We start from the raw sequence: 20,072 nt of genomic DNA on the forward strand, positions 1-20,072 counted from the left end.
ACGAAAACCGGAGCGCCCGCAAACGGATCGGGCGGATTTCGCCCCGCCTTACGGCACCACGCGCGTACAGGGCGCACCCCCGGTGAGGATCGCGGTGATCGAGCTCGGCGCGTGGACGGAGCCGACCACGATCGAGAGCCGGCTCTCGCGGGCGAGCGCGAAGGCGGCGGTGTCCATCACCTTGAGGTCGCGGGCGATCGCCTCGTCGTGGGTGATGCGGTCGTAGCGGGTGGCGTCCGGGTTCGTCTTCGGGTCGGCCGAGTAGACGCCGTCCACCTGGGTCGCCTTGAGGACGGCCTCGCAGCGGAGTTCCGCGGCGCGCAGCACGGCCGCCGTGTCGGTGGTGAAGTACGGGTTGCCGGTACCACCCGCCAGCACCACCACCTGCCCCTTGTCGAGATGGTGGAGCGCGGGCTGCCTTGCGAAGGTCTCGCAGATCGTCGGCATCGAGACCGCCGACATGGTCCGCGCCTGGACGCCGGCCGCGTTCAGCGCCGTCTCCAGCGCCAGCGAGTTCATCACGGTCGCCATCATGCCGAGCGAGTCGCCGGTCGCCCGGTCGATGAAGCCCGCCTGGGAGATGCGCGCCCCGCGGATCATGTTGCCGCCGCCGACCACGAGCGCGACCTGGATGCCCGTCGCGATCGTCCGGGCGATGTCTTCGGCGAGGCCGGCGAGCGTCGGCGGGTGCAGCCAGTAGCCGTCCGGGGCGGCGAGCGCCTCGCCGGAGAGCTTCACCAGGACGCGGCGATAGGGCGTTTCCGGCATAGGGACTCCTCCGCCGGAGCGCGGCCGGCCTGCTCTCGAACCGAGGGGCTTCTACGCGAAGCGGCCCGGCGGCGTCGAGGGCGCGAACCGTGAACGGCACCGCGCCCGTGCTCCGCCCGATCCGTTCGGCAAACGTACAGCCGAGCCCGGCTAAGACTGCCGCGTTGCCGGGATCCGGGGGCGAACCGGGCCTCGATTCCGGTGGCGTGACGGGCCGAGCGGACCGCGCCAGCGATGGGCGGTCTGCGGCCCCGCTGGATTGGAGCCGCCCCGTGTCGCCCACCACCCTTCCGATCGCCGACCCGCAGGGACGCGTCCCGGCCTCCGGCCCGGACGTCGTCGTCGCGATCCCCGTGCGCAACGAGGCCGAGCGGATCGCGGCCTGCCTGCGGGCCCTCGGGGCCCAGGCCGGGCTCGCGCCGGGCCGGCTCGGGCTGGTGCTGTTCCTCAACAACTGCACGGACGGCACGGAGGCGATCGTCGCCGGACTGCGCGCCAGCCTGCCGATGCCCGTGCGGCTGATCACCGCGACCTACGAGCGGGCCCATGCGGGCTGGGCGCGCCGCGCCGCGATGGACGCGGCGGCCGCCTGGATCGAGGCGGGGCCCGGCACCGGCACGATCCTGACCTCGGACGCCGACAGCCGCGTGCCGCCGGACTGGGTCGCCCGCAACCTCGCGGCGCTGGAAGCCGGTGCCGACGCGGTGGCGGGCCGGGTCGAACTCGCCCCCGAGGAGGCCGCCCTGCTGCCGCCCTCGCTGCCGGCCCGCGGCAAGCTGGAAGATGAATACGACGCGCTGATCACCGAGATCGAGACCTGCCTCGACCCGGATCCGCACGATCCCTGGCCCTGCCACCGCACCACGATCGGCGCCTCGCTCGCCGTGCGCTCGGGCGCCTACGTCCAAGTCGGCGGCATGCCGGAGATCCCGCTCGGCGAGGACGGCGCCTTCGTGGCCGCCCTGCTGCAGCAGGGTTTTCGCGTGCGCCACCCGCGCGACGTGGTGGTGACGATCTCGGCCCGGCTCTCCGGCCGGGCGCCCGGCGGCGTCGCCGACACGATCCGCGCCCGCTGCGAGGAGCCCGACGCGCTCTGCGACGCCCGGATGGAGCGCGTGCCCCGGCTGATACTGCGCTGCTGGCTGCGCCACCGCCTGCGCCGGCTGCACCGCTCCGGCCGGCTGGGGCGCGACCTCGCCTGGGCGCGCCTCCTCGGCGTGTCGGCCGAGGAGGCGCGCCGGATCGCCGCGATGCCGCGCGTCGGCGAGGCGGTCGCGGCGGCCGAGCGCGCGAGCCCGCGACTCGCGTTCCGGCCGGTCGGGCCGCGGCATCTGCCGGGGCAGATCCGTGCGGCGCGGGTGGCCCTGGTGATGCTGCGGCCGGCCTCTCGGATCGCCGCAAGGCTTCGGCGGGGCGGGTCTGCCGCTTCCGTGCCGCCGCTCTCCGCCACCGCGCCGGAGCAGTAGAGGGCGCGGTTCTCCCTCCCCCCTCTGCGGGTAGGGAAAAGGATGTGGGACGCCCAACCTCCCTCGGGTGGGGCTGGACCCACGCCGCACCCCCTCTCCCATAGGGAGAGGGTTGGGGTGAGGGGTATGACGCTTCAGACCTGAGCACGCGGTCGACGCGCGTTCAGGTTTGTTCCCCGTTCTGAGGCCTCATACCCCTCACCCTGTCCCTCTCCCTATGGGAGAGGGGACCCGCGCACGCCTAGTCCTGCACGGCATCTTCTGGAGCGGTCCCCAGGCCATCGTTCGTCTGAGAAGCCTCCCCCACAGAGGGAGAAAGCAGCGCGGGCGCCCCCGAACGAGAAAAGCCCCGGCCTCTCGGCCGGGGCTTTCCCCTGAACGTACGGCTCGCAGCCGATCAGGCGCGGCCGGCCTGCTGGGCCACCTCGGTGGCGAAGTCCGGGCCCTCTTCCTTCTCGATGCCCTCGCCGAGCGCGTAGCGCACGAAGGCGGTGAGGTTCACCGGAGCGCCGACCTTGCCGGCGGCCTCCTTCAGCACCTGCGAGATGGTCTTCGAGCCGTCGTGCACGAAGGGCTGCTCCAGGAGGGTGACCTCCTTGTAGTAGCTCTTCAGGCCGCTCTCGACGATCTTGGCCATGACGTGGTCCGGCTTGCCGGCGTTCTTCTCGCGCAGGATGTTCGACTCGCGCTCCACCGTCGCGGCATCGACGCCCGAGGCGTCGAGCGCCACCGGGTTGGTCGCGGCGACGTGCATGGCGATCTGGCGACCGAGCGCGGAGAGCGCGTCCACGTCGCCCTCGGACTCGAGCGCCACCAGCACGCCGATCTTGCCGAGGCCGTCCGAGATCTGGTTGTGCACGTAGCTCGCGATCACGCCCTTGGAGACTTCGAGCTTGGTCACGCGGCGCAGGGTCATGTTCTCGCCGATGGTGGCGATCAGGCTCTGCAGCTTGTCGGCCACGGTCTCGGAGGCGCCCGGGAAGTGGGCGGCCTGCAGCCCCTCCAGCGTGCCGTCGCTGTTGAGCGCGATCTTGGCGGCCTCGCGGGCGAAGGCCTGGAAGGCGTCGTTGCGGGCGACGAAGTCGGTCTCGGAATTCACCTCGACCACCGCGGCGTGGCGGCCGGCGGACTCGACGGCGACCAGACCCTCGGCGGCGACGCGGCCGGCCTTCTTGGCGGCCTTGGCGAGGCCCTTCTTGCGCAGCCAGTCGACGGCGGCCTCGAGATCGCCCCCCGTCTCGTTCAGCGCGCCCTTGCAGTCCATCATGCCCGCGCCGGTCTTCTCGCGGAGCTCCTTCACCATCGCGGCGGTGATGTTGGCCATGGCCGGTCCTTTCGTCTCGCTCCCGCGGGAGTCTCTGAGATGAGAGGGCCCGGCGCCCTGTGGAGCGCCGGGCCCGAAGATGGGGTTCTCAAGGAAGCTGCGCCGGCCGCGAGGCCGACGCCGGTCCCAAAAAGAATCAGGCGGCGGCGGCGGCCTCGACGAAGCCGCGGGCCTGATCGACCCAGCCGTCGCGGGCGATGCGGCCGTTGAGCTTGAGGTCGCCATCGATCTTGGCGACGTCGTCGGCGCTCATCGCGGCGATCTGCCAGTAATGGTAGATGCCGGCATCGTTGAGCTTCTGCACGATCTGCGGGCCGGCGCCGTTGAGCTTGGTCAGGTCGTCCGGAGCGCCGCGCGGGGCGGCGAGCAGCTCGAAGTGCTCGGTCGACTCGGCGAGCATCGCCACGTCGGCCGGATCGAGGGCGCCCGACTCCACGGAGAGGGCCGCGTCGTCGTTGGCCGGCAGCTCCTCGGCCATCGGCTCCTCGGAGGCGCCGAGATCGACGCCCGACGAGCCTTGAGCCCGCGAGATGCCGTCGATCGCCGCGCGGGCGATGAGGTCGCAGTAGAGCGCGATGGCGCGGCCCGCGTCGTCGTTGGCCGGGACGATGTAGCTGATGCCGTCCGGGTTGCAGTTGGTGTCGACGATGGCGGCCACCGGGATGCCGAGGCGGTTCGCCTCCTTGATCGCCAGCTGCTCCTTGTTGGTGTCGATCACGAACAGCAGGTCGGGCACGCCGCCCATGTCCTTGATACCGCCGAGCGCCTTCTCGAGCTTGTCCTTCTCACGGGACAGCATCAGGCGCTCCTTCTTGGTGAGGCCGGGGCCGCCGGTCTCGAGCGTCTCGGAGACCTTGCGCAGGCGCGAGATCGAGCCCGAGATGGTCTTCCAGTTGGTCAGCATGCCGCCGAGCCAGCGGGAGTTGACGTAGTACTGGGCCGAGCGCTTGGCGGCGTCGGCGATCGTGTCGGCGGCCTGGCGCTTCGTGCCGACGAACAGCACGCGGCCGCCGCGGGCGACGGTGTCGCTGACGGCCTGGAGGGCCTGGTGCATCGCCGGGACCGTCTGGGCCAGGTCGATGATGTGGATGTTGTTGCGGGTGCCGAAGATGTAGGGCTGCATCTTCGGGTTCCAGCGGTGCGACTGGTGACCGAAATGGGCGCCCGCCTCAAGGAGCTGGCGCATGGTGAAGTCGACGGCCATGATTCTCTCGTTCTCCGGTTGATACCGCCGCGGAGGAAGCGACCGGCCCATCCGACCAGCCACCGGAAACGCCTCATTCAGTCATGAGGCCAGCCCCGCGTGTGGAATGGGCGGGCCCATAGCAGAGGGTGGGCGGCGAGGCAAGGGAACGCCGCGGACCGCCGAGGCCCGACGCCGCCGCGGAAACCTGAGATTGCGGTCCGGCCGGGGCCGCCCGGGTCGTCACCGCCTGCGACACCGGGATTGCATCGCCGGAAGCGCGCAGGCTAACATAACCTCAACGATATTTCTGCGCGCTGATCCGCCGATATTCTAACCTGAGGTCTGGATATCGGCGGGGCGCGCGGGCCGGATATTCGGCCGTCGTATCGGCTTGGGGGGTCTCGATGCGCGCACGCTCCGCGGTACTGTCCGCCTGTCTCCTGACCGGCCTCCTCGGCAGCCTGCTGTCGGCCTGCGATTCGCCGAGCGCCAAGGTCACGCAGTTCCGGTTCGGCAGCGCGGACACGCTCGCCACCACCGGCAACCTGCGCCTCGTCAGCGAGCGCCTGCGGCCGGGTCCCGACGGCTCGCTCCTGCCGATCGTCTGCACCGAGCCGAGCCCGGACTACGCCATCGCCTTCGGGCAGAACGCCAACGCGAACGCGACCGTCACGATCCCCGAGAAGGCGAGCGTGAGCGGCGGCGGGGCCTACGCGCAGACCGAGACCGCGACGCCGCTCGCCGGCCGCGCCCCGGCGGTGCTGGCGCTGCGCGACGGGCTGTTCGCGGCCTGCCAAGCCTACGCCAACGGCGTGATCGGGCACGACGCCTACTCGATGATCCTGAGCCAGTACGGGACCCTGCTCGTCGCCCTGGTGGCGGAGAAGCCCGCCGACTCCGCGCGATCCGCCGATCCGGGCCGGAGGGCGACGCTGTCGGCGATGCTTGTCGCCTGCATCGGGCAGCACGACGGCACGCGGATGCCGCAATCCGAGAGCCGCCTGCTCACCGAGCCCTTCTGCCGCCGGGTGCTGGCCGCCGGCCTGCGCCACGCCCTGATCCGCAGCTGAGGAGCCGGGCGAATGACGAGGGACGCAGCATCCACCGCACTTGCCGCACCCGCCCCTCCGGGCCCGGGCGCGGAGGCCGCAATCGTCGATGCCGCGACGGCGATCGCGGAGGAGTTCGGTCACTTGCACCTCACGCCCGGGCAGCAGCCGACGGCCCTGTGCCTGTCCGGCGGCGGGATCCGAAGCGCCGCCTTCTGCCTCGGCGTCGTCCAGGCGTTCGCCCGATATCGTCTCCTGCCGCAGTTCCAGTACCTCTCCACCGTCTCGGGGGGCGGCTATACGGGGGCGTGGCTGACGCGCCTGATCGCGGAGCGCAGCGAGACGGCCGCCGCCCAGGGCAGGCCCCTCGACATGGACGCGCTCCAGGACGAGATCGCGGCCCCGGCCGACCGGGCCGAGACGGACACCGTGCGGGGCCTGCGCCGCTACACCAGCTACCTCACGCCGAGCCGCGGCTTCGCCTCCCTCGACACCTGGGCGGGCATCACGCTCTGGTTGCGCAACACCCTGATCAACTGGTTCGTGTTCCTGCCGGTGTTCGGAGCCCTGGCCGGACTTCCGATCCTCTACGCCGCCGCGACCTACGCGGTGGCCGGCGCGAGCGGCCGCAGGTTCGACGGCGTGGCCGCCCATGTCGGCTATGCGGGCGCCCTGGCCCTGTTCATCGCCGTCCTCGGCTCGATCGTAGCCCTGCCGAGCCACACCCATCCGGACGACAGGACGGACCGGCGCGAGGCCTACGGCCTCGTCGGCAGCGAGACGCTCGTCCGCATCGTGCTGCCGATGCTGCTCTGGTGCCTGCTCGCCGCCGCCGCGGTAGCGCCGCGTGCCGACGATCCGTGCTGGGCCCAAGCGGGGTGGGCGATCTTCCTGACGGATCCGCCGCAGGGACTGCCGTGTCCCGCGACGTCCGGGGCGCCGATGCCGGATCTGGACCTGCCGCTCCTGAGCTTCATCACCTGCCTCGCGGCCTATGCGGGGGCCTTCGTCTGGATCTGCTGGAAGTATCGCCGCGACGGGGAACTGCTCGACCTGCACGCGGCGCCGTTCGTGAAGGGCATCGTCGCCTGGGTGTTGAGCAGCGGGTTGTCGAGCGCGTTCCTCTATCTCGGCATCACCCTCGCTCAGGAGCGGCACCTCCTCTGGGTGATCCTGGCCGGACCGCTCTGGGTCGCCGTCGCGGAGACGCTGCGGACGACGCTCTCCGTCGGCATGCGCCACAGCGGCCTGCGCAACGACAGCGACCGCGAGTGGCTCGCGCGCATCAACGGGAGCAAGCTGCGGCTCGTGGTCGGCCTGTGCCTCGGCTGCACCGTGATCGTGCTGGGCGGTTCCTATCTGACCGCGCAGAGCGGCGCCCTCTGGTCCTCCCTCGTGGGCGGCGGCGTCGCATCGGGCTCGATCGTCGCGCTTCTGGGCAGCAGCGCCCGAACGGCGGTGCTGTCGCAGGTGGCCCGCGTCTCCGGAAGCCCGGCCGGGCCGGGCGGCGCCGGCAAGCTGGCCTGGCCCGCCGCCTCTCTCGTGAAGGGCGCGATGCTGGTCTTCCCCCTCACGGTGTTCGCGCTGATCGGGCGCGGCCTCGCGCTGGGCATCGGCGCGGCCGCGAGCCTGGTCTCCGGCCCGGTGCCGGGCTTTCCCACCCTCGCGGCGATCAGCCTCGCGGCGGTCCTGGGGCTGGCCGGGCTGGCCCTCCTCCTCGGCTGGGCGATCAACCTCAACCGCTTCTCGATGCACGCGGTCTACCGGAACCGGTTGATCCGCGCGTTCCTGGGCTCGGGGCGGCCCTGGGAGAACCGCCGGCCGGACCGCTTCACGCAGTTCGATCCCTGCGACAACATCCGGATGGCCGACACCGTGACGGGGCGGTCGCCGCTGTTCCTGTTCCCGGTCGTCAACGTCGCAATGAACCGGACGAGCGGGCGCGATACCGCGCGGGCGGAGCGCAAGGCGGAAGCCTTTACGATCACGCCCTTCCGCTGCGGCGCCGCCACGCTGCCGAGCCCGGTCGGCACGCCGGCCCGCGTCACCGAACAATCGCCGCGCGCGGGCGCCTACGCGCCGACGCGGGGCTACGCGGCCGGCGAGCGCGATACCGGCGCGCGCGATCAGGAGCAGGGCATCACGCTCGGCACGGCCATCACGATCTCGGGCGCGGCGGCGAGCCCGAACATGGGCTACCACTCGTCGCCGCTGACGGCCTTCGTGATGACGCTCTGCAACGTCCGTCTCGGGGCGTGGCTGCCGAACCCGGCGACGCGGCGCACCGTCGAGGCGGATCGGCGCGCCCTGCTGCGATCGAGCGGGCCGCGCAACGAGGTGCCGACGCTCCTGCGGGAACTCACCGGCCGCTCCGACATCGACGGCGACTACCTCTACCTCTCGGACGGCGGGCATTTCGAGAATCTCGGCGTCTACGAGATGCTGCGGCGGCGCTGCGGCCTGATCGTCGCGATCGATGCGGGGCAGGACAAGGACTACGCCTACGAGGATCTCGCCCGGCTGAAGCAGAGCGCGCGCATCGACCTGGGTGTCGAGATCACGTTCGTGAAGGAGATCGCGATCACGCAGCGCCTGCTCGCGCCGCAGGGCGCGCTGGCGACCGTGCGCTATCCGGCAACCGGCGCCTTGCCGGCCGCGGAGGGCAGGCTTCTCTACCTCAAGTCCTGGCTGCCCGAGCAGGCGCCGGTCGAACTCCTCGCCTACCGCATCCGCAACGCGGACTTCCCGCACGAGAGCACCGGAAACCAGTTCTTCACCGAGAGCGATTTCGAGAGCTACCGCCATCTCGGCAACTACCTGGCCCGTGCGGTGATCGAGCAGGGGCTGCCCGGGACGAAGCCCGGCGAGCCGCCGCCGCCGAACGCGCTCGTGGGGCTGTTCGCCAACCTGTCGCGCCTGTCCCGGCCCGCGGGCGCACCGCTCAGGCCGCCGCGGACGGAGCCGCCGCGAACACCATCCCGACCGCGGCCGCGTCCATGACGCGGTACGCCCCCGGCGCCAGATCCGCCGGCAGGTCGAGGCCGCCGACCCGGTCGCGGTGGAGCGCCGCGACGTGGTTGCCCAAGGCCGCGAACATGCGGCGGACCTGGTGGTAGCGCCCCTCGGTGAGCGTCACGGTGCAGTGCGTGCCGCCCTCGGCCGCGAAGGCGACCGGCAGGAGCGGCCGGTCCTCGCCCTCCAGCATCAGGGTGCCGGAGGCCAGCACCGCGCCCTCGTCCCCCCGGAGCGGCCGGTCGAGGGTGACGCGGTAGCGCTTGGCCACGCTCGCCTTCGGCGCGATGATCCGGTGCAGCAGCGCGCCGTCGTCGGTGAGGAGCAGCAGCCCCGAGGTCTCCTTGTCGAGGCGGCCGACCGTCGAGAGAGCCGGGTCGCGGCGGCGCCAGCGCTCCGGGAGCAGGCCGTAGACCAGCGGGCCCGCCTCCTTGTGCGAGCAGGTGACGCCGAGCGGCTTGTGCAGCATCAGGCAGAGGCCCGGCAGCGGGTCGAGGGGCTCGCCGTCGATCCGCATCCGCTCGGGCAGGTCCGGGTCGAGGGCGATGCGCGCGCCCGCGTCCGCGACCTCCTCCCCGTCGAGCACGATGCCGCCCGCGCGGGCGAGGCCCTGGATCTCGCGGCGGGAGCCGTAGCCGAGATTGGCGAGCAGCTTGTCGAGCCGGACGGCCTTGCTCATCGGCGCGCCTCGTAGACCTTGTAGCCGTTGGCCGAGGCCCTGAGCGTCACCTCCGCGAAGGCCTCGCCCAGCACCCGCTCATAGGGCAGGTGGGCGTTGGCCGTGAGCCAGAGGGCGCCCCCGTGCCGCAGCGCGCCGGCCGCGCGGGCGATGAAGCTCTGGCCCAGCGCCCGGTCCTCGGCGCCGCCGTCGTGGAAGGGCGGGTTCATCACCACGAAGTCGAGCTTGGCGAGGTCCGGATCCGGCTGGCGGATGTCGGCCCAGCGCACGCTCGCGCGGGAATCGCCGAGGTTGCGCCGGGCCATCTCGACGGCGCGGCGGTCGATGTCGATGCAGGCCAGCCCCGTCACGGCGTCCGAGGCCAGCACCGCGCGGGCGAGCAGCCCCAGGCCGCAGCCGAGATCGGCCCCGCGCCCGCGCAGGGGCGGCAGGGTGGCGAGCAGCAGCGCGCTGCCCGGGTCGAGCCGGTCCCAGGAGAAGATGCCGGGCTGCGTGCAGAGCGCGAGGTTGTCCACGTGGCGCGGGCCGCCCTCGTCGATGGCGGCGTCCAGGCCCTGCGGCGTCTCCGGGCGGGGCGCCGTGCAGATGCGGTGGTGGCGGCGCGCCTCCTCGGCGGGGGCGCAGCCGAAAGCGGCGAGTTCCTTGGCGAGCCGTGCACCGCCGCGGTCCTTCGGGGCGAGCGCGGTGAGGCGCCCGCCGGGCTTCAGGGCGCGCAGCGCCAGGGCGAGGGCGTAGCGGCGCTCGACCGTACCGGGCGGCGCGAGCAGCACGGCCGCCTCGAGGCTCGCCGGGCCTAAGTCCTCGAGCCGCGCGGATCCGGGGATCAGCGGCGAGACCTGGGCGGCGCCCTCCGGGATCTCGGCGAGTTCGGCGGGCGGCAGGCCGTACAGGATGGCGGTAGGGGCGGTCATGCGTTCCAGGTCGACAGGTTCATCTCGATAGCGACGGGCAGTCCGGTTCCGATGCACCCGCGCCGTTTTCCCGGACGCCCGGAGCGCCAGCGGAGGGTGATCCGGGATCCAGCACGGGAAGGCGCGAAGCGTCCTGATCCTGCGCCGGTGCTGGAGGTCGAGCCGCTGCGCGGCACTCTCCGTGCTGGATCCCGGATCACCTTCCACTTCGTTCCAGGCGTCCGGGAAAGCGGATGCGCTTCATCGGCAGGGTCGGAGCCGGCGGTGTTGGCAGATACGGCTTCTCGTCGATCAGCCTATGGACGCCCTCTCCCACGCATCGTGGCGGGGCGGGGCGTCCAGGTTCGCGGGGAGAAAAGGCGATCCCTCAGCCCCGCGGGAATTCCAGCCCCATCTCGCGGTAGCGGGCCGGATCGTCGGCCCAGTTCTCGCGCACCTTCACGTGCAGGAAGAGGTGGACCTTGGCGTCGGCGGCCTCCGCGATCTCGATGCGGGCGGCCTGGCCGATCGCCTTGATGGTCTGGCCGCCCTTGCCGAGCACGATCGAGCGCTGGCTCTCGCGCTCCACGAAGATCGTCTGCTCGATGCGCACCGAGCCGTCCGGCCGGATCTGCCACTGGTCCGTCTCGACGGTGGAGCGGTAGGGCAGCTCCTCGTGCAGCCGGTCGTAGATCTTCTCGCGGGTGATCTCGGCGGCGAGCATGCGCAGCGGCGCGTCCGAGACCTGATCCTCGGGATAGAGCCAGGGCCCCTCGGGCATCAGGGCGGCGAGCGCGCGCTTCAGGGTCTCGACCCCGTCGCCGTTCAGCGCCGAGACCATGAAGGTCTGCTCGAACGGGATCAGCCCGTTGAGCTTGGCGGCGAGTTCGAGCAGGCGCTCGCGCGGGATCAGGTCGATCTTGTTGAGGATCAGGATGCGCGGCCGGCGCACGTCCTTGAGGCGGGCCAGCACCGCCTCGACCTCCTCCTCGACCCCCTTGCGGGCATCGACCAGCAGGCAGACCGCGTCGGCGTCCGCCGCCCCGCTCCAGGCGGAGTGCACCATGGCGCGGTCGAGCCGGCGCTTCGGCGCGAAGATGCCGGGTGTGTCGACCAGCACGATCTGCGCCGTGCCCTCGATCACGATGCCGCGCACCAGCGCCCGCGTCGTCTGCACCTTGCGCGAGACGATCGAGACCTTGGTGCCGACGAGGCTGTTGAGCAGCGTCGACTTGCCGGCGTTCGGCACGCCGATCAGCGCGACGAAGCCCGCGCGCGCGCCCTCCGGCGTGCCCGGCAAGGGGGTCGGCAAGGGGCTCGCCGCCTGGATCCCGGTGTCCTGGATCTCGGTGTCGGGTGTCTCGTCAGCCATCGTTCGGTTCCGTCGGAGCGGCGTCCGCGATGCCCTCCCGTTCCATCAACGCGCGGGCGGCCTCCTGTTCGGCGACCCGCTTGGAGGGACCGAGGCCGATGCCCGGCTCCAGCCCCTCGACCTGCACGGCGATGTGGTAGCGGGGCGCGTGGTCCGGCCCCGAGCGCTCGACCACCGCGTAGGTCGGCAGCGGCAGGGAGCGGGCCATCGCCCATTCCTGCAGGGCGGACTTCGCGTCGCGCCCGCGCGGAGCACCGGTCAGCTCGGCCGGCCGGAAGGCCGCCTCCACGATCTCGCGCGCCTTCGGGTAGCCCGCGTCGAGATAGACGGCGCCCAGGATCGCCTCGCAGACGTCGGCGAGGATCGTCTGGTTGCGCCGCGCGCCGCCGCTGACCTCGCCCTGGCCGAGGGCGAGGTGCGGCCCGACCTCCCAGGCGTTCGACACCGCCGCGCAGGTCTCCCGGCGCACGAGGCCGGCGAGGCGGCGCGACAGCTCGCCCTCGTCGGCGTCGGGCAGCGCGGCGTAGAGGAGGTCGGCCACCGCCAGCCCGAGCACCCGGTCGCCGAGGAATTCGAGGCGCTGGTAGCTGCCTCCGCGCCCGCCCGCCTTGCTGACGTGGGTCAGCGCCCGCTCCAGCAGGGCGCGGTCGGCGAAGCTGTGGCCGATGCGGGCCTCCAGCAGGCCCAGCGGGGGCTTCGGGCGGCGCCCGCGCCGCGCGGCGGCGGAGGGACGCGCGGCGTCGTCGGTCACGGGCGGTCCGTCAGTTGATGGTGCTGAACAGACGGTTCCAGCGCGTCTTGGTCGGCCAGTTCCAGATCTGCCAGGCGGGCGTGCCCTCGTCGATCGAGAAGAAGATCATCTCGGCGCGGCCGACGAAGTTCTCGAACGGCACGTAGCCGACGTTGGCGAGGTCGCGCGAATCGGTCGAGTTGTCGCGGTTGTCGCCCATCATGAAGTAGTGGCCCGCCGGCACCGTGTAGACCTCGGTCTTGTCCCAGAAGCCGTTGTCGCCGTTGATCTCGATCACCCGGTGGGTGACGCCGCCGGGCAGGGTCTCGTTGTACTGGGGCACCTTGGTGACCTGCCCGTAGGCGTCCAGCGTCTCGTAGTCGGCGATGCGCTCGCGCTTGACAGGCTTGCCGTTGATGTTGAGCACGCCCTCGATCACCTGGATCTTGTCGCCGGGCAGGCCGATGACGCGCTTGATGTAGTCGGTCGCGTTGTCCTTCGGCAGCTTGAACACAGCGATGTCGCCGCGCTTGGGCTCGGCGCCCCAGATCCGGCCGTTCGCCTTGCCGGGAATGTACTCGCTGAGCGGCAGGGAGTACTTCGAGTAGCCGTAGGAGTACTTCGAGACGAAGAGATAGTCGCCCACCAGCAGCGTCGGAACCAGCGACGACGAGGGGATGTTGAACGGCTGGAACAGAAGCGTGCGCACGACGAGCGCGATCAGCAGCGCCTGGATGCCGACCTTCAGGGTCTCGCGGGTGCTGGCCCAGAGGCCGGTGTCGCCGCCGCCGGCCTGGTGCTCTCGGTCGTGATCCACGCGCGCGTGTTCCATAAGCTCGATCCCGTCGCGGGCCATTCCCGATGGGACGCCCGGCCGCGTGCGGCCGGTTCGGGCCAGCCCTGCCGGAGCCTGATGCCCTCGGGATTAAGCCGCGATCGTGTCCGCAGAATGCGGCGGTCTAGACCAAGCGCCGCCGCCCCGCAACGCGGGCCCCCGCGCCAAGGTGCCCGGAAGACGCTCAGGATGTGCCGGAGGGCACCGCCTCGACGATCACGAAGGCTTGCGCGAGCGGGGGGTCGTCCGTGAGCGTGACGTGGATCCGGGCCTCGTGGCCGGCCGGCATCATGGCGCGGAGCCGCGCCTCGGCGCCCCCAGTGAGGCGCAGCGTCGGCGCGCCGGTGGCCAGGTTCACCACCTCCATGTCGCGCCAGAACACGCCGTGGCTGAGGCCGGTGCCGAGCGCCTTGGCGCAGGCCTCCTTGGCGGCGAAGCGGCGCGCGTAGGAGGGCGCGCGGGCAGCGCGCCGGTCGCATTTGGCCCGCTCGCCCTCCGTGAAGATCCGGTGGGTGAAGCGCTCGCCGAAGCGCTCCAGCGAGCGCTCGATGCGGCGGATGTCGCAGAGGTCGGAGCCGATGCCGATGATCATGCGCGCGCGCCGTCCTCACGGGCCCTTTCCTCGCGGGCCCTGTCCATCGCGGCCCGCATGTCCCGCACGGCCCGGGGCAAGCCGACGAAGATCGCCTCGGCGATCAGCGCGTGGCCGATATTGAGCTCGCGGATCTGGGGAAGTGCCGCCACCGGGCCGACGCTCGCGAGCGTCAGGCCGTGGCCGGCATGGATCTCCAGGCCGAGCCCCGCCCCGTGCGCCGCCGCGCGCGTGATGCGTGCGAGTTCGTGCGCGACCCGCGCCGCGTCGCCCGCCACAGCCGCCTCGCAGTAGCTGCCGGTATGGAGTTCCACCACGGGCGCGCCGAGGGCGAAGGCCGCCTCCATCACCGCCGGCTCCGGCTCGACGAAGAGCGAGACCCGGATGCCGGCTTCCGCCAGTCGGCGGATGCGGGGCGCCAAGTGTTCGCGCCCGCCGACGATGTCGAGGCCCCCCTCGGTGGTGCGCTCCTCGCGCTTCTCGGGCACGAGGCAGGCGGCGTGGGGCCGAAGCTCCACGGCGAGCCCCACCATCTCGTCGGTTGCCGCCATCTCGAAGTTGAGCGGCACGGTGAGCTGGGCCCTCAGCGCCCGCATGTCGGCGTCGCGGATGTGACGGCGGTCCTCGCGGAGGTGCGCGGTGATGCCGTCCGCGCCCGCCTCGACCGCCAGGATCGCGGCCCGCACCGGGTCCGGATAAGCCTCGCCGCGGGCGTTCCGCACGGTGGCGACGTGGTCGATGTTGACGCCGAGGCGGAGTTTCGGGGCGCTCATGGTCGGTCGGTCTCGGAATCGTCGTCCTGATCTGTCGCGCCACACCTGTCGATTGCCGCGCCCGCCCGCAAGCCCCACATCGCGTCCGCGGCGACGCTCCCGTCGCCAGGGAGGCGGCACATGGGGTTCCTCGACGGCCTGCTCGGCCACGGCAGCGACCTGAAGCCCGGCGAGGTCGACGAGCAGATGGCCGGCATCCTGGTCGAGGGCGAGCCGGTGCGCGTCGCCTTCCGGGTGATCCGCGACCTCTTCGTCTTCACCGACCGGCGCCTCATCCTGGTGGACCGCCAGGGGCTCACCGGCCGCAAGGTCGAGTACCTCACCGTGCCCTACCGGGCGATCACGTCCTTCTCGGTGGAGACCGCCGGCAATTTCGACCTCGATTCGGAGCTGAGGATCTGGGTCTCGGGGCGGTCCGAGCCGATCCAGCGCACGCTCCGGCGGGGCGCGAACGTTCTCGGCATCCAGCAGGCCATCGCCGCCTCGCTGACGTGAGGGGACGGATCGCGGATGCTCTGTTGTTCCGCGTCCGCAACGCCCCTAAATCCCGCTCGCCCGCGGGTTCGACGCGGGGCGCGAGGGGTGGAAGTCCGGGGCCATGTGCGAATTGCTGGGCATGAGCGCGAACGTGCCCACCGACATCCGCTTCTCCTTCGCGGCGCTGGCGCGGCGCGGTGGAGAGACCGGCCCGCACGCGGACGGCTGGGGCATCAGCTTCTACGAGGGGCGCGGGCAGAGGAGCTTCCACGAGCCCGAGCCCTCGGCCCGTTCGGAACTCGCCAAGTTCCTGCGCAACACGGCGATCAAGAGCCGCATCGTCGTGGCCCACGTGCGCAAGGCCAACCGCGGGCGCGTCAGCCTCGAGAACACCCATCCGTTCACCCGCGAGCTCTGGGGCCGGGCCTGGACCTTCGCGCATAACGGGCAGCTGAAGGGCGTGAAGCGGCTGCCGCTCGGCGCCTTCACGCCGGTCGGCTCCACCGACAGCGAGCACGCCTTCTGCTGGATGATGGGCCGGCTCCAGGCCCGCTTCCGCGGGCTGCCGGCGCCCGCCGTGCTCGACCGGGCGGTGGCCGGCCTCTGCGCCGAATTGCACGCGCTCGGCGTGTTCAACATGCTGCTCACCGACAGCCGCACCCTCTACGCCCATTGCGGCAAGCGGCTGTGCTACCTCACCCGGCAGGCCCCCTTCGGCACCGCGACCCTGATCGACGAGGATTGGCGGGTCGACTTCGCCCAGGAGACGACCGAGCGCGACGTCGTGACCGTGGTCGCCACCCAGGCGCTGACCCGCGACGAGTGCTGGACGGACCTCGCGCGGGGCGACGTGCTGTCGCTGCGCGACGGGGTGATCCGCCTGATCCGGCCCGGCGCCCGGGGGGCGGCGGCGCGGGTGACGGAGGTCGCCGCCTGTTGAACGCGGGGCACGCCCGGCCGCAATCGGACCGGTGAAGGTGCATGCGCAAGGCCGATGCGCTACAACGCATGTCAAGAGAGGACCGGGTCGGCCTCGCCGCCGCCACACGGTCCACGCGCCGGGTCCGGACCGCCCGGCGCGCCCTGCCGCCGAACACAAGCGACGAGCCATGACCCGCGACGAGACCGATAACGTCCTCTACCGCGAGGCGGACGCCGAAACCTCCGGCCGCCCGAACCTGCCCCACGCGATCCGCGCCCATCTCGGCGACCATCTGCGCGACACCTACGAGCGGCTCGGCGCCGAGGAGATGCCGACGCGCTTCGCCGAGCTGATCGACCAGCTGGAGGCGGCGCTGCGCGCCCGCGGCGAGGCGATCGAGCCGGAATTCCGCAACGGGCTGCTGGCGGCGGTGCCGTCCTTGCGCGCCTTCGCCCTCTCGCTGACCTCGAACCCCGCCCGCTCCGACGACCTCGTGCAGGACACGCTGCTGAAGGGCTGGCAGCACCGCGCCCGCTTCCAGCCGGGCACGAACCTCAACGCGTGGTTGTTCACCATCCTGCGCAACATCTTCTACTCGGATCATCGCAAGCGCGTGCGCGAGGTGGAGGATCAGGACGGCTCCTACGCCGCCCGGCTCGCGACCGCGCCCCACCAGGGCGACCGGCTCGACGTCGAGGACCTGCAGAGCGCGCTGGCCAAGCTCCCGCCGGACCAGCGCGAGGCGCTGGTGCTCGTCGGTGCCGAGGGCGTCTCCTACGAGGAGGCCGCCGCGATCATGGGCTGCAAGGTCGGCACCGTGAAGAGTCGCGTCAGCCGTGCCCGCGGGCGGCTGGCCGAACTGCTCGGATACGACGAGGAGGATCTCGGCTCCGACCGCTTCATCAAGTCGGCGATGCCGGGCGAGGGCTGAGCGGTACCCAGGCTTCCGCCGATCTCCGCGCACGAAGCATCGCCCGCGCGGAGATGATTTTTTGACGCATCCGTTTCGGGACTTGGCGCGTTACCGCCCCGAACTTCGCAGCACGGCAGTGCGGCGAACGTCCCAAAGACGGAGACTTTCATGCGCATCAAGACCCTCATCGCCGCCTCGGCCCTCGCCCTCTCGCTGCCGCTGGCCGCGCAGGCCCAGGGCACCATCCCGGGCGCCGCGCGCGGCGCGGAGGCCGGTGCCGATGCGGCCGGCCCGATCGGCGGTATCGTGGGCGGCGCGGTGGGCGCGGCGACCGGCACGGTCGGCGGCATCCTGGGCGTCGACATGGCCCCGCGCTTCCGCTCCTACGTGCGCGAGCGCAACGTTCGGTCGTACGACTACGACGGCCGTGTCGCCGTCGGCACCACCCTGCCGAACTCGGGCGTGACCTACTACGACGTGCCGGACGAGTACCGCGTGCGCCCGGGCTACCGCTACACGGTCGTCAACGACCGCCCGGTGCTGGTCGATCGCAGCCACCGCATCGTCGAGGTCATCGACTAAGACGCGGGGCCGGTCCCGCGCCGGCCCGCAGGCCCCGGAGCCCCGCGCTCCGGGGCCTTTTTCATTGAGTAGGAGCGGCATGCGCGTTGCGTGCGCCCGTCGCGGGCGGGATCGGTGCAACGCGGACCCTTCAGGATCGTTGACGGGCGCGACGACAGGAGATCATCCGATGGACGGCGGCGACAAGGCGAAGCTCCCCGAGCCGGTGCGCGACCACCTCGGCCAGCAGCTGCGCGGCGCGCTGCCCGTGGATGGCGGCAAGCCCGAATTCCTCGGCGACGAGCCGGTGCCCCAGGAATTCGCGCCCCAGATCGCCAAGCTCGAGACCCGGCTGAAGACCCACGAGGAGGGCACGGTCGCGGTCGAGCACGCGCTCGACCGCATCCTCGACGCTTTCGGCATCGACCCGAGCGCGCAGGAGAAGGGCGGTGCGCTCAAGTCCTGACGCTGCGGGCGGAATCAGACCTTCGGTTTGGCCGCCAGGATATCGCGGATCTCGCCGAGGAGCTTGACGTCGGCCGGCAGCTCGGCGGCTTTCTCCGGCTTCTTCTCTTCCGCGTGCTGGAGTTTGTTCATCGCGCGGATGACGAGGAACAGCACGAAGGCGACGATCAGGAAGTTCAGTGCCACGGTGACGAACTGCCCGTAGCCGAGCACCGCGCCCTGCTTCTTCGCCTCCGCGTAGGCGAGCCCGGTCTGCACCTTCGAGGAGAGCGGGAGATAATAGTTCGAGAAATCGAGCCCGCCGGTGATCGCTCCGATCATCGGCATGAACACGTCCTGCACGGCCGAGGTGACGATCGCCCCGAAGGCGGCGCCGATGATCACGCCGACCGCCAGATCGACGACGTTGCCGCGCAACGCGAATTTCTTGAACTCCTCGAGCATTCCGGCCTCCCCAGCGGATGAATCTCCCGCGGGACGGTGGCGTGTGGGCTGCCGGCACGCCAGGGGCGGGGGCGGCCATCCACCGCGAAGTGCGCTCGGTCCGGTGGCCCGATCCGCGGGTCGGGCGCGTCCCGGTGTCGGTGGCCTGACTGGCCATGGCGCGGGTGCCCACGCTCTCGGCGGGGGAGGGCTGCCTTCGCGGAAGGCCGGGTGGGGGATCCGGAGCCTTCGGACAGGGCTCCGCGGTTCCGCGGCAGCTCGCCTTATCCGAAACGGTTCAGGCCCAACGCATCGTCTCGGAACTGAGCGCGGGTCCCTCTCCCATAGGGAGAGGTCTGCTTTCGCAGAAAGCTGGGTGAGGGGTATGAGGCTTCTGGATGAGGCTCACCCTGAACGCGCGTCGATGCCGAGCGCTGTCCTGATCCGTCATACCCCTCACCCCAACCCTCTCCCTATGGGAGAGGGGGCATGGCGCGGTTCACCTCAAAGGGTCGAACAGATCAACCAGAGGTCGGATCATACCGTTTCCGGTTGATGGGTTCGGTCTAACGCATCGTCTCAGGACGAAGCGCGGGTCCCCTCCCCCAAAGGGAGAGGGACAGGGTGAGGGGTATGACGCTGCCATACGAGGCGGCGCCCTGAACGCGCGTCGATGGTGTGCGCAGTTCTGGGGCGTCATACCCCTCACCCGGCTTTCTGCGAAAGCAGACCTCTCCGGATGGGAGAGGGGGCACGGCGCTGTTCACCGCGCGCGGTCGAACCAGTCACCCGGAGGTCGGATCAGACCGTCGCGGCGGGCCGCTCCGAATCGGTCCGCGCTGCGTCCTCGAGCTTCTGGCGGCGGCGGTACTGCGCGGCACCCACCGGCACGGTTGCCAGATACGCGATGCTGATCGCCACCAGCGACTCGAACGGGAAGCTGATCACCACGCCGAAGATGGCCACGCCCGCCAGGAAGATCGGCAGCACCCAGGCCCGCGGCACGCGCTTGCCCATGGTCTTGCCCGAGAAGGTCGGGACCGTGGAGACCACGAGGAGCGCGATGCAGAGCACGTAGACGAGGATCGCGGGCGCCGCCCACGACTCGAAGCCGAGGCCGAGGAAGCTGAGATAGAGCGGCAGCATCGCGGTGAGCGCCCCGGCCGGGGCCGGCATGCCGACGAAGAAGTCCTTCTTCCACTCGGGCCGGTTGGGGTCGTCCAGCATCGCGTTGAAGCGGGCGAGCCGGAGCCCCATGGCGATCGCGAAGATCAGCGCCACGATCCAGCCGATCGATTTCAGGTTGTGCAGGGCGAAGCCGTAGAGGATCAGCGCCGGGGCGCAGCCGAAATTGACGAAGTCGGCCAGCGAATCGAGTTCGGCCCCGAAGCGCGAGGTGCCCTTGAGGAGGCGCGCCACCCGCCCGTCGATGCCGTCGAGCAGCCCCGCGACCACGATGGCGATCACCGCCGGCTCGAACTTGCCCTCGAAGGCCAGCCGGATCGCGGTCAGCCCGAGGCAGAGCGCCATCAGGGTGATCATGTTGGGCGCGATCATCCGGAACGGCACCGGCTTGAACCGGCGCGGGCGCGGCTCGTTGGCGTCCGGCTCGAAGGGCGGGAAGAGGTCGTCCAT

At 71.5% G+C, this 20,072-nt stretch carries 20 protein-coding genes; 8 read left to right on the forward strand and 12 right to left on the reverse strand.

Annotation, left to right across the window (positions count from 1 at the left end; genetic code table 11):
- Positions 1-48: 48 nt before the first annotated feature.
- Positions 49-768 carry a UMP kinase gene (gene pyrH / locus MFF56_RS09010; RefSeq protein WP_066921351.1) on the reverse strand — a complete coding sequence of 240 codons (720 nt, stop codon included), beginning with the start codon at positions 766-768 and terminating at the stop codon, positions 49-51.
- A 272-nt stretch (positions 769-1,040) separates the two neighbouring features.
- On the opposite strand from pyrH, the gene MFF56_RS09015 reads away from it, so the two are divergent.
- Positions 1,041-2,234 carry a glycosyltransferase family 2 protein gene (locus tag MFF56_RS09015; RefSeq protein ID WP_238229951.1) on the forward strand — a complete coding sequence of 398 codons (1,194 nt, stop codon included), beginning with the start codon at positions 1,041-1,043 and terminating at the stop codon, positions 2,232-2,234.
- Positions 2,235-2,631: 397 nt separating this feature from the next.
- Here MFF56_RS09015 and tsf read toward each other — a convergent pair whose 3' ends face one another.
- Positions 2,632-3,558, reverse strand: coding sequence for a translation elongation factor Ts (tsf, locus tag MFF56_RS09020; protein WP_066918616.1), 927 nt, complete (start codon positions 3,556-3,558; stop codon positions 2,632-2,634).
- A 136-nt stretch (positions 3,559-3,694) separates the two neighbouring features.
- On the reverse strand, positions 3,695-4,762 hold the full coding sequence (locus tag MFF56_RS09025; RefSeq protein ID WP_066918618.1) for a 30S ribosomal protein S2: 1,068 nt from the start codon (positions 4,760-4,762) through the stop codon (positions 3,695-3,697).
- Between the two features lie 386 nt (positions 4,763-5,148).
- Here MFF56_RS09025 and MFF56_RS09030 point away from each other — a divergent pair, with 386 nt between their 5' ends.
- Positions 5,149-5,814, forward strand: coding sequence for a hypothetical protein (locus MFF56_RS09030; protein ID WP_066918620.1), 666 nt, complete (start codon positions 5,149-5,151; stop codon positions 5,812-5,814).
- A 12-nt stretch (positions 5,815-5,826) separates the two neighbouring features.
- Positions 5,827-8,793 (forward strand): patatin-like phospholipase family protein, encoded by a 2,967-nt coding sequence (locus MFF56_RS09035; RefSeq protein WP_238229952.1) that lies wholly within the window; start codon positions 5,827-5,829, stop codon positions 8,791-8,793.
- Here MFF56_RS09035 and MFF56_RS09040 read toward each other — a convergent pair.
- From MFF56_RS09040 to MFF56_RS09070, 7 genes are all read right to left on the reverse strand, one after another.
- Entirely contained in the window at positions 8,735-9,484 is a 750-nt protein-coding gene (locus tag MFF56_RS09040) for a pseudouridine synthase (RefSeq protein ID WP_066927431.1), read from the reverse strand. The two genes, MFF56_RS09035 and MFF56_RS09040, sit on opposite strands and share 59 nt — an antisense overlap.
- On the reverse strand, positions 9,481-10,395 hold the full coding sequence (locus MFF56_RS09045; RefSeq protein WP_066927433.1) for a class I SAM-dependent methyltransferase: 915 nt from the start codon (positions 10,393-10,395) through the stop codon (positions 9,481-9,483). Before MFF56_RS09045 ends, MFF56_RS09040 begins: the two co-directional genes overlap by 4 nt.
- 367 nt (positions 10,396-10,762) lie before the next feature.
- The gene (gene era, locus MFF56_RS09050) at positions 10,763-11,746 is read right to left on the reverse strand and encodes a GTPase Era (RefSeq protein WP_238229953.1); all 984 of its coding nucleotides are present in this window, start codon (positions 11,744-11,746) and stop codon (positions 10,763-10,765) included.
- Positions 11,739-12,497, reverse strand: coding sequence for a ribonuclease III (gene rnc / locus MFF56_RS09055; protein WP_066927211.1), 759 nt, complete (start codon positions 12,495-12,497; stop codon positions 11,739-11,741). The genes era and rnc overlap by 8 nt, the downstream gene beginning before the upstream one ends.
- Positions 12,498-12,507: 10 nt before the next feature.
- Positions 12,508-13,308: a signal peptidase I gene (gene lepB, locus MFF56_RS09060; protein ID WP_066927212.1), complete on the reverse strand. Its 801-nt coding sequence runs from the start codon at positions 13,306-13,308 to the stop codon at positions 12,508-12,510.
- A 187-nt stretch (positions 13,309-13,495) separates the two neighbouring features.
- The gene (acpS, locus tag MFF56_RS09065) at positions 13,496-13,903 is read right to left on the reverse strand and encodes a holo-ACP synthase (RefSeq protein ID WP_066927210.1); all 408 of its coding nucleotides are present in this window, start codon (positions 13,901-13,903) and stop codon (positions 13,496-13,498) included.
- Positions 13,900-14,676 carry a pyridoxine 5'-phosphate synthase gene (locus MFF56_RS09070; protein ID WP_238229954.1) on the reverse strand — a complete coding sequence of 259 codons (777 nt, stop codon included), beginning with the start codon at positions 14,674-14,676 and terminating at the stop codon, positions 13,900-13,902. The genes acpS and MFF56_RS09070 overlap by 4 nt, the downstream gene beginning before the upstream one ends.
- A gap of 120 nt (positions 14,677-14,796) precedes the next feature.
- Between MFF56_RS09070 and MFF56_RS09075 the strand changes: the two genes are divergently transcribed.
- The 5 genes from MFF56_RS09075 (at position 14,797) to MFF56_RS09095 (ending at position 18,015) form a co-directional block, all read left to right on the forward strand.
- A complete protein-coding gene (locus MFF56_RS09075; protein ID WP_066921070.1) occupies positions 14,797-15,171 on the forward strand; it encodes a PH domain-containing protein in 375 nt (124 codons plus the stop codon).
- A gap of 103 nt (positions 15,172-15,274) precedes the next feature.
- Positions 15,275-16,093, forward strand: a complete 819-nt coding sequence (locus tag MFF56_RS09080; RefSeq protein ID WP_066921068.1) for a class II glutamine amidotransferase — start codon at positions 15,275-15,277, stop codon at positions 16,091-16,093.
- A gap of 169 nt (positions 16,094-16,262) precedes the next feature.
- The gene (locus MFF56_RS09085) at positions 16,263-17,006 is read left to right on the forward strand and encodes a sigma-70 family RNA polymerase sigma factor (RefSeq protein WP_066921066.1); all 744 of its coding nucleotides are present in this window, start codon (positions 16,263-16,265) and stop codon (positions 17,004-17,006) included.
- 150 nt (positions 17,007-17,156) lie between these two features.
- Positions 17,157-17,570 carry a DUF1236 domain-containing protein gene (locus MFF56_RS09090; RefSeq protein ID WP_066921064.1) on the forward strand — a complete coding sequence of 138 codons (414 nt, stop codon included), beginning with the start codon at positions 17,157-17,159 and terminating at the stop codon, positions 17,568-17,570.
- Positions 17,571-17,739: 169 nt separating this feature from the next.
- The gene (locus tag MFF56_RS09095) at positions 17,740-18,015 is read left to right on the forward strand and encodes a hypothetical protein (protein ID WP_066921062.1); all 276 of its coding nucleotides are present in this window, start codon (positions 17,740-17,742) and stop codon (positions 18,013-18,015) included.
- 14 nt (positions 18,016-18,029) lie between these two features.
- On the opposite strand, the gene mscL is transcribed toward MFF56_RS09095, so the two are convergent.
- Positions 18,030-18,458 (reverse strand): large conductance mechanosensitive channel protein MscL, encoded by a 429-nt coding sequence (mscL, locus tag MFF56_RS09100; RefSeq protein ID WP_066921060.1) that lies wholly within the window; start codon positions 18,456-18,458, stop codon positions 18,030-18,032.
- Positions 18,459-19,238: 780 nt separating this feature from the next.
- Positions 19,239-20,072, reverse strand: a complete 834-nt coding sequence (locus tag MFF56_RS09105) for a CDP-alcohol phosphatidyltransferase family protein (RefSeq protein WP_066922226.1) — start codon at positions 20,070-20,072, stop codon at positions 19,239-19,241.

Source organism: Methylobacterium hispanicum, assembly GCF_022179285.1.
Lineage (GTDB): Bacteria > Pseudomonadota > Alphaproteobacteria > Rhizobiales > Beijerinckiaceae > Methylobacterium > Methylobacterium hispanicum.

Excerpts from the sequence above, each read along its gene's own strand:
- pyrH (WP_066921351.1), bottom strand. The coding sequence starts at position 768 with ATGCCGGAAACGCCCTATCGCCGCGTCCTGGTGAAGCTCTCCGGCGAG.
- tsf (WP_066918616.1), bottom strand. The coding sequence starts at position 3,558 with ATGGCCAACATCACCGCCGCGATGGTGAAGGAGCTCCGCGAGAAGACC.
- MFF56_RS09025 (WP_066918618.1), bottom strand. The coding sequence starts at position 4,762 with ATGGCCGTCGACTTCACCATGCGCCAGCTCCTTGAGGCGGGCGCCCAT.
- MFF56_RS09030 (WP_066918620.1), top strand. The coding sequence starts at position 5,149 with ATGCGCGCACGCTCCGCGGTACTGTCCGCCTGTCTCCTGACCGGCCTC.
- MFF56_RS09035 (WP_238229952.1), top strand. The coding sequence starts at position 5,827 with ATGACGAGGGACGCAGCATCCACCGCACTTGCCGCACCCGCCCCTCCG.
- MFF56_RS09040 (WP_066927431.1), bottom strand. The coding sequence starts at position 9,484 with ATGAGCAAGGCCGTCCGGCTCGACAAGCTGCTCGCCAATCTCGGCTAC.
- MFF56_RS09045 (WP_066927433.1), bottom strand. The coding sequence starts at position 10,395 with ATGACCGCCCCTACCGCCATCCTGTACGGCCTGCCGCCCGCCGAACTC.
- era (WP_238229953.1), bottom strand. The coding sequence starts at position 11,746 with ATGGCTGACGAGACACCCGACACCGAGATCCAGGACACCGGGATCCAG.
- lepB (WP_066927212.1), bottom strand. The coding sequence starts at position 13,308 with ATGGAACACGCGCGCGTGGATCACGACCGAGAGCACCAGGCCGGCGGC.
- acpS (WP_066927210.1), bottom strand. The coding sequence starts at position 13,903 with ATGATCATCGGCATCGGCTCCGACCTCTGCGACATCCGCCGCATCGAG.
- MFF56_RS09070 (WP_238229954.1), bottom strand. The coding sequence starts at position 14,676 with ATGAGCGCCCCGAAACTCCGCCTCGGCGTCAACATCGACCACGTCGCC.
- MFF56_RS09075 (WP_066921070.1), top strand. The coding sequence starts at position 14,797 with ATGGGGTTCCTCGACGGCCTGCTCGGCCACGGCAGCGACCTGAAGCCC.
- MFF56_RS09080 (WP_066921068.1), top strand. The coding sequence starts at position 15,275 with ATGTGCGAATTGCTGGGCATGAGCGCGAACGTGCCCACCGACATCCGC.
- MFF56_RS09085 (WP_066921066.1), top strand. The coding sequence starts at position 16,263 with ATGACCCGCGACGAGACCGATAACGTCCTCTACCGCGAGGCGGACGCC.
- MFF56_RS09090 (WP_066921064.1), top strand. The coding sequence starts at position 17,157 with ATGCGCATCAAGACCCTCATCGCCGCCTCGGCCCTCGCCCTCTCGCTG.
- MFF56_RS09095 (WP_066921062.1), top strand. The coding sequence starts at position 17,740 with ATGGACGGCGGCGACAAGGCGAAGCTCCCCGAGCCGGTGCGCGACCAC.
- mscL (WP_066921060.1), bottom strand. The coding sequence starts at position 18,458 with ATGCTCGAGGAGTTCAAGAAATTCGCGTTGCGCGGCAACGTCGTCGAT.
- MFF56_RS09105 (WP_066922226.1), bottom strand. The coding sequence starts at position 20,072 with ATGGACGACCTCTTCCCGCCCTTCGAGCCGGACGCCAACGAGCCGCGC.